Source organism: Pseudomonas sp. PME37.24/025 (genome assembly GCF_055556615.1).
This window is the reverse complement of the sequence record NZ_JBVHNK010000003.1, coordinates 324,602-338,195: the sequence shown is the minus strand read 5'-3', so window position 1 is coordinate 338,195 and position 13,594 is coordinate 324,602. Positions and strand designations below refer to the sequence as shown.

General features: G+C 59.6%; 11 protein-coding genes. 10 read left to right on the top strand and 1 reads right to left on the bottom strand.

The window, feature by feature from the left end; translation table 11 throughout:
* Positions 1 to 5 precede the first annotated feature (5 nt).
* The 8 genes from ACZ3HH_RS07585 (at position 6) to ACZ3HH_RS07550 (ending at position 10,180) form a co-directional block, all read left to right on the top strand.
* Complete coding sequence (locus ACZ3HH_RS07585; protein ID WP_465804035.1) at positions 6 to 1,433, top strand: ATP-binding protein; 1,428 nt, start codon at positions 6 to 8, stop codon at positions 1,431 to 1,433.
* A gap of 234 nt (positions 1,434 to 1,667) precedes the next feature.
* Positions 1,668 to 2,927 carry a D-mannose isomerase gene (locus ACZ3HH_RS07580; protein WP_465803778.1) on the top strand — a complete coding sequence of 420 codons (1,260 nt, stop codon included), beginning with the start codon at positions 1,668 to 1,670 and terminating at the stop codon, positions 2,925 to 2,927.
* A gap of 117 nt (positions 2,928 to 3,044) precedes the next feature.
* A complete protein-coding gene (locus tag ACZ3HH_RS07575) occupies positions 3,045 to 4,352 on the top strand; it encodes an ABC transporter substrate-binding protein (protein ID WP_465803776.1) in 1,308 nt (435 codons plus the stop codon).
* A 186-nt stretch (positions 4,353 to 4,538) separates the two neighbouring features.
* Complete coding sequence (locus ACZ3HH_RS07570) at positions 4,539 to 5,447, top strand: carbohydrate ABC transporter permease (RefSeq protein ID WP_007902369.1); 909 nt, start codon at positions 4,539 to 4,541, stop codon at positions 5,445 to 5,447.
* Complete coding sequence (locus ACZ3HH_RS07565; RefSeq protein ID WP_030131859.1) at positions 5,440 to 6,285, top strand: carbohydrate ABC transporter permease; 846 nt, start codon at positions 5,440 to 5,442, stop codon at positions 6,283 to 6,285. The genes ACZ3HH_RS07570 and ACZ3HH_RS07565 overlap by 8 nt, the downstream gene beginning before the upstream one ends.
* 3 nt (positions 6,286 to 6,288) lie before the next feature.
* The gene (locus tag ACZ3HH_RS07560) at positions 6,289 to 7,449 is read left to right on the top strand and encodes an ABC transporter ATP-binding protein (RefSeq protein WP_192343888.1); all 1,161 of its coding nucleotides are present in this window, start codon (positions 6,289 to 6,291) and stop codon (positions 7,447 to 7,449) included.
* A gap of 220 nt (positions 7,450 to 7,669) precedes the next feature.
* Entirely contained in the window at positions 7,670 to 9,016 is a 1,347-nt protein-coding gene (locus tag ACZ3HH_RS07555) for a carbohydrate porin (RefSeq protein WP_465803773.1), read from the top strand.
* A 309-nt stretch (positions 9,017 to 9,325) separates the two neighbouring features.
* Complete coding sequence (locus ACZ3HH_RS07550; RefSeq protein ID WP_460144918.1) at positions 9,326 to 10,180, top strand: D-hexose-6-phosphate mutarotase; 855 nt, start codon at positions 9,326 to 9,328, stop codon at positions 10,178 to 10,180.
* A 149-nt stretch (positions 10,181 to 10,329) separates the two neighbouring features.
* On the opposite strand, the gene ACZ3HH_RS07545 is transcribed toward ACZ3HH_RS07550, so the two are convergent.
* Positions 10,330 to 11,190: a MurR/RpiR family transcriptional regulator gene (locus ACZ3HH_RS07545; protein WP_177319492.1), complete on the bottom strand. Its 861-nt coding sequence runs from the start codon at positions 11,188 to 11,190 to the stop codon at positions 10,330 to 10,332.
* Positions 11,191 to 11,418: 228 nt separating this feature from the next.
* Between ACZ3HH_RS07545 and zwf the strand changes: the two genes are divergently transcribed.
* Together zwf and pgl are read left to right on the top strand one after the other, a co-directional pair.
* Positions 11,419 to 12,888 (top strand): glucose-6-phosphate dehydrogenase, encoded by a 1,470-nt coding sequence (gene zwf, locus ACZ3HH_RS07540; RefSeq protein ID WP_465803771.1) that lies wholly within the window; start codon positions 11,419 to 11,421, stop codon positions 12,886 to 12,888.
* Positions 12,875 to 13,588, top strand: a complete 714-nt coding sequence (pgl, locus tag ACZ3HH_RS07535) for a 6-phosphogluconolactonase (protein ID WP_367372651.1) — start codon at positions 12,875 to 12,877, stop codon at positions 13,586 to 13,588. Before zwf ends, pgl begins: the two co-directional genes overlap by 14 nt.
* Positions 13,589 to 13,594 lie beyond the last annotated feature (6 nt).

Genomic DNA, 13,594 nt, shown 5'->3' with positions numbered 1-13,594 from the left:
TGCCGGTGCCACGCTCGCTGCTCGGGCGTATGTTGCTGCTGACCCTGCTGGCGGTGCTGTTCGCCCAGGCGCTGTCGAGCGTGATCTGGGTTTCGCAATTGCGCGCCACGCAGCTTGAAGGCCTGGTCACCAGTGCCCGCAGCCTGGCCCATTCGATGACGGCCAGCGTCAGTTATTTCCGCTCGTTGCCGGTGGCGTTCAGGCCGCTGGTGCTCGATCAGTTACGCAGCATGGGCGGCACCCGGTTCGTGGTGACGCTCAACGACAAACCTTTAGGGATGGAAGTGCTGCCAATCACCCCGCGCAAAGAGGCGGTGCTCAAGGCAGTGGACGAAGTGCTGCGCCAGTCGCTGGGGCAGGACACCGATATCTCGGTGACCTTCGTCAGCCCCGAAGACCTGCGGATTTTCAACGGCGGCTTGAAGCTCGATGAGTTGCCGCGCTCCTGGGCGCATTACGCGTTGACCCTGGAACCGGTGAACCCGCCGGTGCTGGTCACGCAAATCCAGATGGCACCGGGCGAATGGCTGTACATCGCTTCCCTGTTGCCCGAACCCTACACCAGTCTTGAAGAACAAGGCCTGCCGGCGCAGCAGGTCTGGTTCATCGTGCTCACCAGCGGTTTCCTGCTGCTGTTCATCGGCCTGTTGGTGCACTGGCAGAGTCGACCGCTCAAGCGATTGGCGCGGGCGGCGCGGGATATGTCTCTCGGTGCCGAAGTCGAGCCGGTGGCCGAGGGCGGCGGCAGTGAAGTGGTGGAAGTGGGGCGCGCCTTCAATGCGATGCGCGAACGTATCAGCCGTTACCTGACCGAACGCAGCCAATTGTTCAGCGCGATTTCCCATGACTTGCGCACACCGATTACCCGGCTGCGACTGCGGGTCGAATTGCTTGAAGACGAAAAGCTGCAAGCCAAGTTTGGTCGTGATCTGGATGAGCTGGAGTTGCTGGTCAAGGGCGCGTTGCAATGCGTGAAAGACACCGACATCCATGAAAACATCGAGCCGGTGGACCTCAACCATGTGCTCGACTGCTTGGTGGAGCCGTATCTGGCGCCCAACGGCAATGGCCGCGTGACCCAGCAGGGGCGGGCGCTGGCGCCGTATCCGGGTAAACCATTGGCGCTCAAGCGTTGCATCGGCAACCTGATCGACAACGCCTTGAAGTATGGGCAGAACGCGCATCTGCACATCGATGACGACGAAAGCGCGTTCGTCCTGCATGTCGACGATGAAGGGCCGGGCGTGCCGGAGCAGCGGCTGGAGCAAGTGTTCGAACCGCACTTTCGCTTGGCCGGGCAGCAGCAGGGCTATGGCTTGGGGCTGGGGATTGCGCGCAACATTGCCCATAGTCATGGCGGTGAAGTCAGCCTGCAAAACCTGCGTGAAGGCGGGTTGCGGGTGACGTTGCAGTTGCCGCGCAGTGTTGACTAAAGACCGCGTTATCGTTCATCGCGGGCAAGCCCGCTCCCACAGGATTACCTGCATTTTCAAGGTATGTGCATAACCTTGTGGGAGCGGGCTTGCCCGCGATGGCGTCAGATCAATCAACGCATTCTCCAAGGCAAATGTCACAATCCGGTGACATAACTCGCCCCCTTCGTTACCTGCCTGCCACCGCCCGTTGTTTAGACTGCCTCCAGTCATAACAACAAAAAAGGTACTCCCATGGACACCTTCCAACCCGCCTTCAGCAGTTGGCTGAACGCGCCTGCCCACCAGCAATGGCTCGCCGCTGAAGGCCTGCGCCTGCTGGGATTCGCCAAGGCTTCAAAGCTTGCCGAAGGCTTCGGCAATCTCGATGAGAAGGGTCGCCTGCCGGCCAACGCGCAAGCTGAAACCATGAACACCGCGCGCATGACCCACAGCTTCGCCATGGCCCACATCCAGGGTCTGCCGGGTTTTGCCGAGCTGGTGGATCACGGCATCCAGGCCCTAAGCGGGCCGCTACGTGATGCCAAACACGGCGGCTGGTTCGCCACGCCCGAACACCGCGACGGCAATACCGCCAAAGCCGCTTACCTGCATGCGTTCGTGGCGTTGGCCGCGAGTTCTGCGGTGGTCGCTCAACGCCCCGGTGCACAAGCCTTGCTCGACGATGCGATCCATATCATCGACACGCATTTCTGGTGCGAGGAGGAGGGCGCCATGCGCGAATCCTTCAACCGCGACTTCAGTTGCGAAGAAGCCTATCGCGGCGCGAACAGCAACATGCACGCCACCGAAGCCTTTCTCGCCCTGGCCGATGTCACCGAGGACAACCGCTGGCTGATTCGCGCCCAGCGCATCGTCGAGCGCGTCATTCATGATCACGCCGCGGCCAACGATTATCTGGTGGTCGAGCATTTCGACCGCGACTGGCAGCCGCTGCGCGACTACAACCACGACAACCCGGCTGACGGATTCCGCCCTTACGGCACTACGCCGGGCCATGGTTTCGAATGGGCGCGGCTGTTGCTGCATCTTGAAGCGGCGCGGGTGCAGGCCGGGATACTCACTCCGGGATGGCTCGCCACCGATGCGCAAAAACTGTTCGACCACAATTGCCGTCACGGCTGGGACGTCGACGGTGCGCCGGGCATTGTCTACACCCTCGACTGGGATAATCGCGCAGTGGTTCGCCATCGTTTGCACTGGACTCATTGCGAAGCCAGCGCCGCCGCCAGTGCACTGCTCAAACGCACCGGTGACGAGCAATACGAGCACTGGTACCGACTGTTCTGGGAATTTTGTGACAGTCACTTCATTGATCGCTGCGATGGCAGCTGGCATCACGAACTCGATCCGCTGAACCGTCCGAGCGCCGATATCTGGGCTGGCAAACCCGATCTGTATCACGCCTGGCAAGCCGTTTTGATCCCGCGCCTGCCGCTGGCGCCGAGCATGGCCACTGCGCTCGCGCAATTGTCCCAGAGCATTCCTGTGTAACCATGTGGTGACATTCGCGCGTCCCTTCGTTACCTGCGAAGGGGCATCCCCTGTTTAGAATCCTATGCAGCGCAAGCACCAGACTTGCATGCATAACAACAAGAAAGGTACTACTAGATGAATGCGATTTCTCGCCTCGCTACTGTCATTTCTCTCGCTTCACTGCTTCCCGTTGCTGCATTCCCCGTCAGTGCCCTTGCCGCCGATGCCAAAGGTTCGGTGGAAGTCGTTCACTGGTGGACGTCTGGTGGTGAAAAAGCGGCCGTCGATGTGCTCAAGGCCCAAGTCGAAAAAGACGGCTTCACCTGGAAAGATGGCGCAGTCGCCGGCGGTGGCGGCTCCACAGCCATGACCGTACTCAAAAGCCGCGCCGTGGCCGGTAACCCGCCGGGCGTTGCCCAGATCAAGGGGCCGGACATCCAGGAGTGGGGCAGCACAGGCCTGCTCAGCACCGACACCCTCAAAGAGGTTTCCAAGTCCGAAGGCTGGGATAACCTGCTGATCAAGAAAGTCTCCGACACTGTGAAATACGAAGGCGATTACGTCGCCGTGCCGGTGAACATTCACCGCGTCAACTGGCTGTGGATCAACCCGGAAGTCTTCAAGAAAGCCGGGATCGAAAAAGCGCCAACCACCCTCGAAGAATTCTATGCCGCTGGCGACAAACTGAAAGCCGCCGGCTTCATCGCGCTCGCTCACGGTGGCCAGCCTTGGCAGGACAGCACCGTGTTTGAAGACGTGGTGCTCTCGGTCATGGGCGCAGACGGTTACAAGAAAGCGCTGGTCGATCTGGATCAGAAAACCCTCTCCGGGCCGGAGATGGCCAAGGCCTTCGCCGAGCTGAAAAAAATCACCGGCTACATGGACCCGAACCGCGCCGGTCGTGACTGGAACATCGCGGCCGCCGACGTCATCAACGGCAAGGCCGGCATGCAGATGATGGGCGACTGGGCCAAGAGTGAATGGACCGCCGCGAAGAAAGTCGCGGGCAAGGATTACCAGTGCGTGCCGTTCCCGGGCACTGAAAAAGCCTTCACCTACAACATCGACTCGATGGCCGTGTTCAAGCTCAAGGCCGATCGCAAAGGCGACATCGCCGCCCAGCAAGACCTGGCCAAGGTTGCTCTGGGCAAAGACTTCCAGAAAGTCTTCAGCATCAACAAAGGCTCGATCCCGGTGCGTACCGACATGCTTAACGACATGAGCGCGCTGGGCTTCGATTCTTGCGCTCAAGCGTCCGCAAAGGACTTCCTGGCTGACGAGAAGACTGGCGGCCTGCAACCGAGCATGGCGCACAACATGGCCACGTCCCTGGCCGTGCAGGGCGCGATCTTTGATGTAGTGACCAACTTCATGAACGATAAGAACGCTGATCCGGCGACGGCCAGCAAGCAACTGGCGTCGGCCGTCAAAGCTGCCCAGTAACTCCTGACACCGCGTAACCCCTGTGGGAATGGGTTTATGTGGGAGTCGGGCTTGCCCGCGATGCAGGCGACTCGGTTTAACTTCAAACCGAGTTGATGTCATCGCAGGCAAGCCAGCTCCCACAGAAGCCCGCTTCCACAAGGGATCGCCGTGCCGATTTCTTTCCTCTTCACCTGGATTATCCCGATGAGCTCTGTGGCGGTTTTCAGCAAAGCCTCACCGTTCGACGCATTGCAGCGCTGGCTCCCCAAACTGGTTTTGGCGCCTAGCATGCTGATCGTCCTGGTTGGTTTTTACGGTTACATCATCTGGACATTTGTTCTGTCCTTCACCAATTCCAGCTTCATGCCGAGCTACAAGTGGGTCGGCCTGCAGCAATACATCCGCTTGATGGACAACGATCGCTGGTGGGTCGCGAGCAAAAACCTTGCGGTGTTCGGCGGCATGTTCATCGGCATCAGCCTGGTGCTGGGTGTGTTCCTCGCCGTGCTGCTGGATCAGCGCATTCGCAAGGAAGGCTTCATCCGCACCGTTTACCTGTACCCGATGGCGCTCTCGATGATCGTTACCGGTACCGCATGGAAATGGCTGCTCAACCCAGGTCTTGGTCTGGACAAGATGCTGCGCGATTGGGGCTGGGAAGGCTTTCGTCTCGACTGGCTGGTGGATCAGGACCGCGTGGTGTATTGCCTGGTGATCGCCGCCGTATGGCAAGCCTCCGGGTTTGTGATGGCGATGTTCCTGGCCGGCCTGCGTGGCGTCGATCAATCGATCATCCGCGCGGCGCAAGTCGACGGTGCGAGCCTGCCGACCATCTACTTGAAGATCGTATTGCCGAGCCTGCGCCCGGTGTTCTTCAGCGCCTTCATGATCCTCGCGCACATCGCGATCAAGAGCTTCGACCTGGTGGCGGCGATGACTGCGGGTGGCCCGGGCTATTCGTCCGACCTGCCGGCGATGTTCATGTATTCCTTCACTTTCAGCCGTGGCCAGATGGGCATTGGTTCGGCGAGCGCGATGATGATGCTCGGCGCGATCCTGGCGATTCTGGTGCCGTACCTGTACTCCGAATTGCGAGGCAAACGCCATGAGTAATCAACTCGGAAAACCGGCGATCAGCTTCAGCCGCATCGCGATCTACGCAACCTTGTTGCTGGCCGCGGCGATCTATTTGGTCCCGCTGGTGGTGATGCTGCTGACCAGTTTCAAATCGCCGGAAGACATCCGCACCGGCAACCTGTTGAGCTGGCCGCAAGTGATTGATGGCATCGGCTGGATCAAGGCCTGGGACAGTGTCGGCAGCTACTTCTGGAACTCGGTGAAAATTACCGTGCCGGCGGTACTGATCTCTACGTTCATCGGTGCCATGAACGGCTACGTGCTGTCGATGTGGCGCTTCCGTGGTTCGCAACTGTTCTTCGGCCTGTTGTTGTTCGGCTGCTTCCTGCCGTTCCAGACCGTGCTGCTGCCAGCCTCGTTCACCCTCGGCAAGATCGGTTTGGCCAACACCACCACGGGCCTGGTGCTGGTGCACGTGGTCTACGGCCTGGCGTTCACCACGCTGTTCTTCCGTAACTACTACGTGAGCATTCCGGATGCGCTGGTCAAGGCGGCGCGGCTGGATGGCGCGGGCTTCTTCACGATTTTCTGGAAGATCCTGCTGCCGATGTCGATCCCGATTGTGATGGTCTGCCTGATCTGGCAGTTCACGCAAATCTGGAATGACTTCCTGTTCGGCGTGGTCTTCGCCAGTGGCGATGCCCAGCCGATTACCGTGGCCCTGAACAACCTGGTCAACACCAGCACCGGGGCCAAGGAATACAACGTTGATATGGCCGCCGCGATGATCGCCGGGCTGCCGACACTGCTGGTCTACATATTCGCTGGCAAGTATTTCCTGCGTGGGCTGACGTCCGGCGCGGTCAAGGGGTAGAACATGGCAACTCTCGAATTACGCAACGTCAACAAGACCTACGGTGCCGGTTTGCCGGACACCCTGAAAAACATCGAACTGAAGATCAATGACGGTGAGTTCCTGATCCTGGTCGGTCCATCGGGCTGTGGTAAATCCACCTTGATGAACTGCATCGCCGGACTTGAAAACATCAGCGGCGGGGCGATCCTGGTGGACGACGCCGACATCAGCGGCATGAGCCCGAAAGATCGCGACATCGCCATGGTGTTCCAGTCCTACGCGCTGTACCCGACCATGAGCGTGCGCGATAACATCGCGTTCGGCCTGAAGATTCGCAAAATGCCCACCGCTGAAATCGACGAAGAAGTCGCTCGCGTGGCCAAGCTGCTGCAAATCGAACACCTGCTGAGTCGCAAACCGGGTCAGCTCTCCGGTGGTCAGCAACAGCGCGTGGCCATGGGCCGGGCGCTGGCGCGGCGGCCGAAGATTTACCTGTTCGACGAACCGCTATCCAACCTCGACGCCAAGCTGCGGGTCGAGATGCGCACCGAAATGAAACTGATGCACCAGCGCCTGAAAACCACCACGGTCTACGTGACTCACGACCAGATCGAAGCCATGACTCTGGGCGACAAAGTGGCGGTGATGAAGGACGGGATCATTCAGCAGTTCGGCACGCCGAAAGACATCTACAACAACCCGGCCAACCTGTTCGTGGCGAGCTTCATCGGTTCGCCGCCGATGAACTTCATCCCTTTGCGTTTGCAGCGTAAGGAAGGTCGGTTGGTAGCGCTGCTCGACAGTGGTCAGGCGCGCTGCGAATTGCCGCTGGGCATGCAGGACGCCGGGCTCGAAGACCGCGAAGTGATCCTCGGCATGCGCCCGGAGCAGATCGTGCTGGCGAACGGCGAGCCGAACGGATTGCCGACCATCCGTGCCGAAGTGCAAGTCACCGAACCGACCGGTCCCGACACCCTGGTGTTCGTCAATCTCAACGACACCAAAGTCTGCTGCCGCCTGGCACCGGACGTCGCGCCGGCCGTGGGCGAGACCCTGACCCTGCAATTCGATCCATCGAAAGTGCTGTTGTTCGATGCCAAGACCGGTGAGCGCCTGGGGGTGGCCGGCCTGCCAAAAACCGAAGCTCACAGCGCCAACGTAGCCCAATTCAAAGGCAGATAAAGATCAAATGTGGGAGCAGGACTATGTGGGAGCTGGCTTGCCTGCGATGGCATCAACTCGGTTCGACGTTAAACCGAGTCGCCTGCATCGCAGGCAAGCCAGCTCCCACACAAGCCCGCTCCCACAGGGGGGATTCGCGGCAGATGGGGACATCTGCCGCAATCGATGTAAACCGCGTTAGATAAAAACAGTTAATAACAATAAAGACGAGGATGTAGGGATGAAGAAGAAGAACAACGCTCAGCTTATCTGCCAGTTGTCGGCTCTTGCGGTGATGACTATGGCCGGTAGCGTACACGCGGCTGACGCGTTCAGTGCCGACTCGCAGTGGATGACCGGTGATTGGGGCGGCGAGCGGACCAAGCTGATCGAGCAGGGTATCGACATCAAGGCCGACTACGTCGGTGAAGTGGGCGCCAACCTGCATGGCGGCTACAACGACGACAAGACGGCGCGTTACGCCGACCAGTTTGGCTTGGGCGTGGCGCTGGACCTGGAAAAACTGTGGGGCTGGGATAACACCCAGGCCAAGATCCAGCTTACCAACCGTAACGGTCAGAACATCTCCAATGACCGTGTTGGCGACCCGCGTGCCGGCACCTTGAGTTCCTCCCAGGAAGTCTACGGCCGTGGCCATATGGTCCGTTTGACCCAATTGTGGATCAAGCACCAGTTCCTCGACGGTAAACTGGACGTCAAGGCTGGTTACTTCGGCGAAGGCGAAGACTTCAACACCTTCCCTTGCGAGTTCCAGAACCTGGCGTTCTGCGGTTCACAAGCGGGTAACTGGGCGACCGGTATCTGGTACAACTGGCCGGTCATGCAGGCGGCAGTTCGCGTGAAGTACAACATCACGCCTGAGTTCTATGCGCAGATCGGCGCGTACAACCAGAACCCGTCGCAACTGGAGCACGGTAACGGCTTCAAGCTCAGCGGCAGTGGTACCAAGGGCACCGTCTTGCCGGTCGAATTGGTCTGGTCGCCGAAGGTCAACAACCTGCCGGGCGAATACCGTGTTGGTTACTACAAGAGCACGGCCGATGCCGATGACGTCCGTAAAGATGACAACGGCAATGATGCAGCGACCACCGGCAACGCCTATCGCAGCCACAACAGCAAGCACGGCTACTGGTTCGTCGCGCAGCAGCAACTCACCACCCATAATGGCGACGCGTCTCGCGGTCTGAACATCGCGGCCAACGCCACCTTCCACGACAAGGACACCAACTTCGTCGACAACTACCAGTCGCTGATGTTTGTGTACAAAGGCCCGTTTGATGCTCGTCCAAAAGACGACGTCGGAATCGGTTTCTCCCGTATCCATGTCAACGATGACGTGAAGAAAAACGCCGAGTTGGTCAACGCCGCCAATGGTGTCACCGACTACGAAGATCCGCTGTTCTCGCCGTTGCGTACCACCGAGTACAACTACGAGATCAACTACGGCTTCCACGTTACCAACTGGCTGACCGTGCGTCCTAACCTGCAATACATCACTCACCCAGGGGGTGTGGATGAAGTTGATAACGCGCTGGTCGCCGGCCTGAAAATTCAGTCGGTGTTCTAACGCTGTTGCGATAAGCTCCTCTCTATGTGCGCATATTTGCGGACGGCCAAGGCTGTCCGCTTTTTTTTGGGCTGATCAGCCAAGTTGCTGGCCAATGCATTGTGGCGAGGGAGCTTGCTCCCGCTCGGCTGCGAAGCAGTCGTAAACGCGGCGAATGCGGTTTGGCTGAAGCACCGCAGTGAATGGTTTTAGGGCAGCTTCGCAGCCCAGCGGGAGCAAGCTCCCTCGCCACAGAGAATTCACTGGCTACAAAAGCGCTGTTGTTTTCAGAGATGGTGAGTACACCAATGATTTTCAGGACCGTGGCACATGCTTGAGCATCCGCTACAACGCTTCTTCAAATCCTTGCGCGAACGTCCGGTGTTTGCGTGGGAGCGCTATCAGATGCGCGATGTGCTGGTGATCGACCATCCGCTGTGTCAGGCGGTGTTCAGTCGGCAGGGAGCACAGTTGCTGCACTTCCAGCCAAAGGGTCAGAAACCCTGGCTGTGGTGCGCGGCGAAGTGGCCGCATGTCGGTGCGATTCGCGGCGGTGTGCCGGTGTGTTGGCCGTGGTATGGCCGTCATCCGAGCGAAAACGCCTGGCCGTCCCATGGCTGGGCGCGTTTGCTCGACTGGAAACTGCTCGACAGCAGCAGTGACGACGATGGCGTGCACCTGCACTGGCAGTTACAGCTGTGCGACTGGCAAGTGGACTTGCACGCGCACCTGGGTGAACGCATGGATTTGCACCTGAGCACCGAGCATCAGGACGACATGCCATGCCAGTTGAGCCAGGCGTTGCACGCCTATTGGCGTATTGGTGATGTGGGCGAGGTAGCGCTGTCTGGGCTCGACGGTGCGCACGGTTACGACCAGTTGAGCCGCCAGGTTTGCCAGCAGGAAGGCGAGTTGCGGGTCGACGGCGGTTGTCAGCGCGTGTTCCAGCATGACGGCGAATTGCAGCTCAAGGACCACGCCTGGCAGCGCGAGTTGTGCATCGACACCGGTGACCATGCAGACACGGTGGTCTGGCATCCCGGCTCGCGGCCGTTGCTGGGCGTGAGCTGGAACGAGGTTTTAGAGTTTGTCTGCGTGGAAGCGGCCAGCGGCGGGACCGACAGCCTGTGCCTGCCGCCCGGGGAGCGGGCGCATTTGAGTTTGCAGGCGCGGGTTGGGGCTTAGCTCAAAATCTGCGGTGTTGCGCCGTGCCTCATCGCGGGCAAGCCCGCTCCCACAGGTTCAATGACGTTCGCAGGTTTTGTGCTCGACACGGACACTGTGGGAGCGGGCTTGCCCGCGAAGGGGCCGGGCCAGTCAGCGCAGATGCCAGATCAGTTGAATTCATCCCCAATTGGATACCGACTGGCATTCAGGCTTTCCTTGATCTTGCGCAAATGCGGCTGGAAATCCACGCCCCGGCGCAGGGTCATGCCGGTGGCGAGCACATCGAGCACGGTCAGCTGAATGATCCGCGACGTCATCGGCATATAGATGTCAGTGTCTTCCGGCAACGGGATGTTCAGGCTCAAGGTGCTGGCCTTGGCCAACGGCGAACCCTCGGCCGTCAGGCCCAGCACCGAGGCGCCGTTTTCCCGGGCAATGCGCGCCACTTCCACCAGTTCGCGGGTGCGGCCGGTGTAGGAAATGATCACGAACAACTCACCGGTATGAGCCACCGAGGCAATCATGCGCTGCATCAGCACGTCGGCATGGGCGGTCACCGCCAGATTGAAGCGGAAGAACTTGTGCTGCGCATCGAGCGCCACCGGGGCCGAAGCGCCGAGGCCGAAGAAGTGGATCTGCCGGGCCTGGATCAACAGGTCGACGGCGCGGCTGATCAGGCTCGGGTCAAGAGCCTGCAACGCACTGTCCAAAGAGGCGATGGCGCTGCCGAAAATCTTTTTCGTATACGCTTCCGGATTGTCATCGGCTTCAACCGCCCGGCTGACATACGCCGCGCCACTGGCCAGGCTCTGGGCCAGCTGCAGTTTTAGTTCCGGGTAGCCGCTGACACCGAACGAACGGCAGAAACGGTTGACCGTCGGCTCGCTGACCTTAGAGGCCTGGGCGAGGGCGGCGATGCTGAACCGGGTGGCCTGCTCTGGGTTGAGCAGGATCACTTCGGCGACTTTGCGTTCTGCCTTGTTCAGGTCTTCAAGGCGATTCTGGATCTGTTCCAGTAAATTTCGCACGCGGTCCATTACATGTTCCTTAGGTCAGCAGCGCAAATAAGCGTTCGGCTAATGCAAATTGGGCCTTTGATACGGCCCATGACGGTGGCCTATCCTACTGATGGCTCCGACCGACCACCACTCGGAATCTATATTTTGCGAAAATGTTGTGGTTATTACTACATTTTCCCTTGAGTGATGCCTTGAAAAAAGGTATTTGTAGCTTAACTTGATAAAAGAACAAACATCATGCCTTCGATTACGGTTGAACCGTGCACCTTTGCCTTGTTTGGCGCTCTCGGCGATCTGGCCCTGCGCAAGCTGTTTCCTGCCCTTTATCAACTCGATGGCGCTGGCCTGCTTCATGAGGATACGCGCATTATCGGGCTGGCCCGTGAACCCGGCAGTGAGCAGCAGCATCTGGCGTTCATTGCCGCTGAGCTGCGCCGCTATGTCGGTGCCAAAGAGCTGGATGAGGTCGTGCTCGAGCGCTTCCTGGCCCGCTTGAGCTACCTGCACGTCGACTTCCTCAAGGCGGACGACTATGTCGCCCTGGCCGAACAGGCCGGCAGCGCCCAACGGGTGATTGCCTACTTCGCTACGCCGGCGGCGGTTTATGGCGCTATCTGCGAGAACCTGTCGAAGGTGGGCTTGAGCGAAAACACTCGCGTGGTGCTGGAAAAACCCATCGGCTCGGACCTGGAATCCTCGCGCAAGGTCAACGACGCCGTGGCGCAGTTCTTCCCGGAGAACCGTACCTACCGCATCGACCACTACCTGGGCAAAGAGACCGTACAAAACCTGATCGCCCTGCGTTTCGCCAACAGCCTGTTCGAAACCCAGTGGAACCAGAATTACATCTCCCACGTGGAAATCACCGTGGCCGAGCAGGTCGGGATCGAAGGCCGTTGGGGCTATTTCGACAAGGCCGGGCAGCTGCGGGACATGATCCAGAATCACCTGCTGCAATTGCTCTGCCTGATCGCCATGGACCCGCCAGCCGACCTGTCCGCCGACAGCATTCGCGATGAAAAAGTCAAAGTCCTCAAGGCACTGGCGCCGATCAGCCCGGAAGGCCTGACCACTCAAGTGGTGCGCGGCCAGTACATTGCCGGCCACAGCGAAGGCAAATCGGTGCCCGGGTATCTGGAGGAGCCGAACTCCAACACCCAGAGCGACACTGAAACCTTCGTCGCCCTGCGTGCCGATATTCGCAACTGGCGCTGGGCCGGCGTGCCGTTTTACCTGCGCACCGGCAAGCGCATGCCGCAGAAGCTGTCGCAGATCGTCATCCACTTCAAGGAACCGTCGCACTACATCTTCGCCCCTGAGCAGCGCTTGCAGATCAGCAACAAACTGATCATCCGCCTGCAACCGGACGAAGGCATTTCCTTGCGCGTGATGACTAAAGAACAAGGCCTGGACAAGGGCATGCAGCTGCGCAGCGGTCCGTTGCAGCTGAATTTTTCCGACACTTATCGCAGCGCGCGGATTCCTGACGCCTACGAGCGGTTGTTGCTGGAAGTGATGCGCGGCAATCAGAACCTGTTTGTCCGTAAAGATGAAATCGAAGCCGCGTGGAAGTGGTGTGACCAGTTGATCGCCGGGTGGAAAAAATCCGGTGATGCGCCCAAGCCGTACGCGGCCGGGTCGTGGGGGCCGATGAGCTCCATTGCACTGATTACACGGGACGGGAGGTCGTGGTATGGCGATATCTGAATTGAAACTGCCTCAGGGCGTCAGCGCCCATGAGTTCAAAAGCCCGGTGTTGCTGGCCGAAGGCCTGGCATTGACGGTGGCCAAGCAACTGAGCGACGCGATTGCCGCACAAGGCGCCGCGACGCTGGTGGTGTCTGGCGGGCGCAGCCCGGTGGCGTTTTTTCAGCACCTGGCCAAGCAGGCGCTGGACTGGTCGAAAGTGGTGGTCAGCCTGGCTGACGAGCGCTGGGTACCGGTGGAACATGCCGACAGCAATGCCGGTCTGCTCAAGCGTTACCTGTTGCAAGGCCCGGCGGCCAAGGCCCAGTTCCTGAGCCTCTACAGTGCCACCGCCAACCTGGAACAGGCCGCCGAGCAGGCTGATCGCTTGCTCGCCGAGTTGCCGTCGATCGACGTGCTGGTACTGGGTATGGGTGACGACGGTCATACCGCGTCGCTGTTCCCCAACAGCCCGAATCTGGCCGAGGCCTTGAAAGTTGACGGCACCCGTCGTTGCTGGCCGATGCTGGCGCCGACCGTGCCCCATCAACGCCTGACCATGAGTCGCGCGCTGCTGGCCTCGGCAAAGCACACCGTTCTATCGATTTCCGGTCAGTCCAAGCTGACCACCCTGAATGCCGCGCTGGCCGGTGATGATGTCGCCGCCATGCCGATTCGGGCGTTTCTGCAACCTACGTTAGAGATTTACTGGTGCCCATGAACCAAG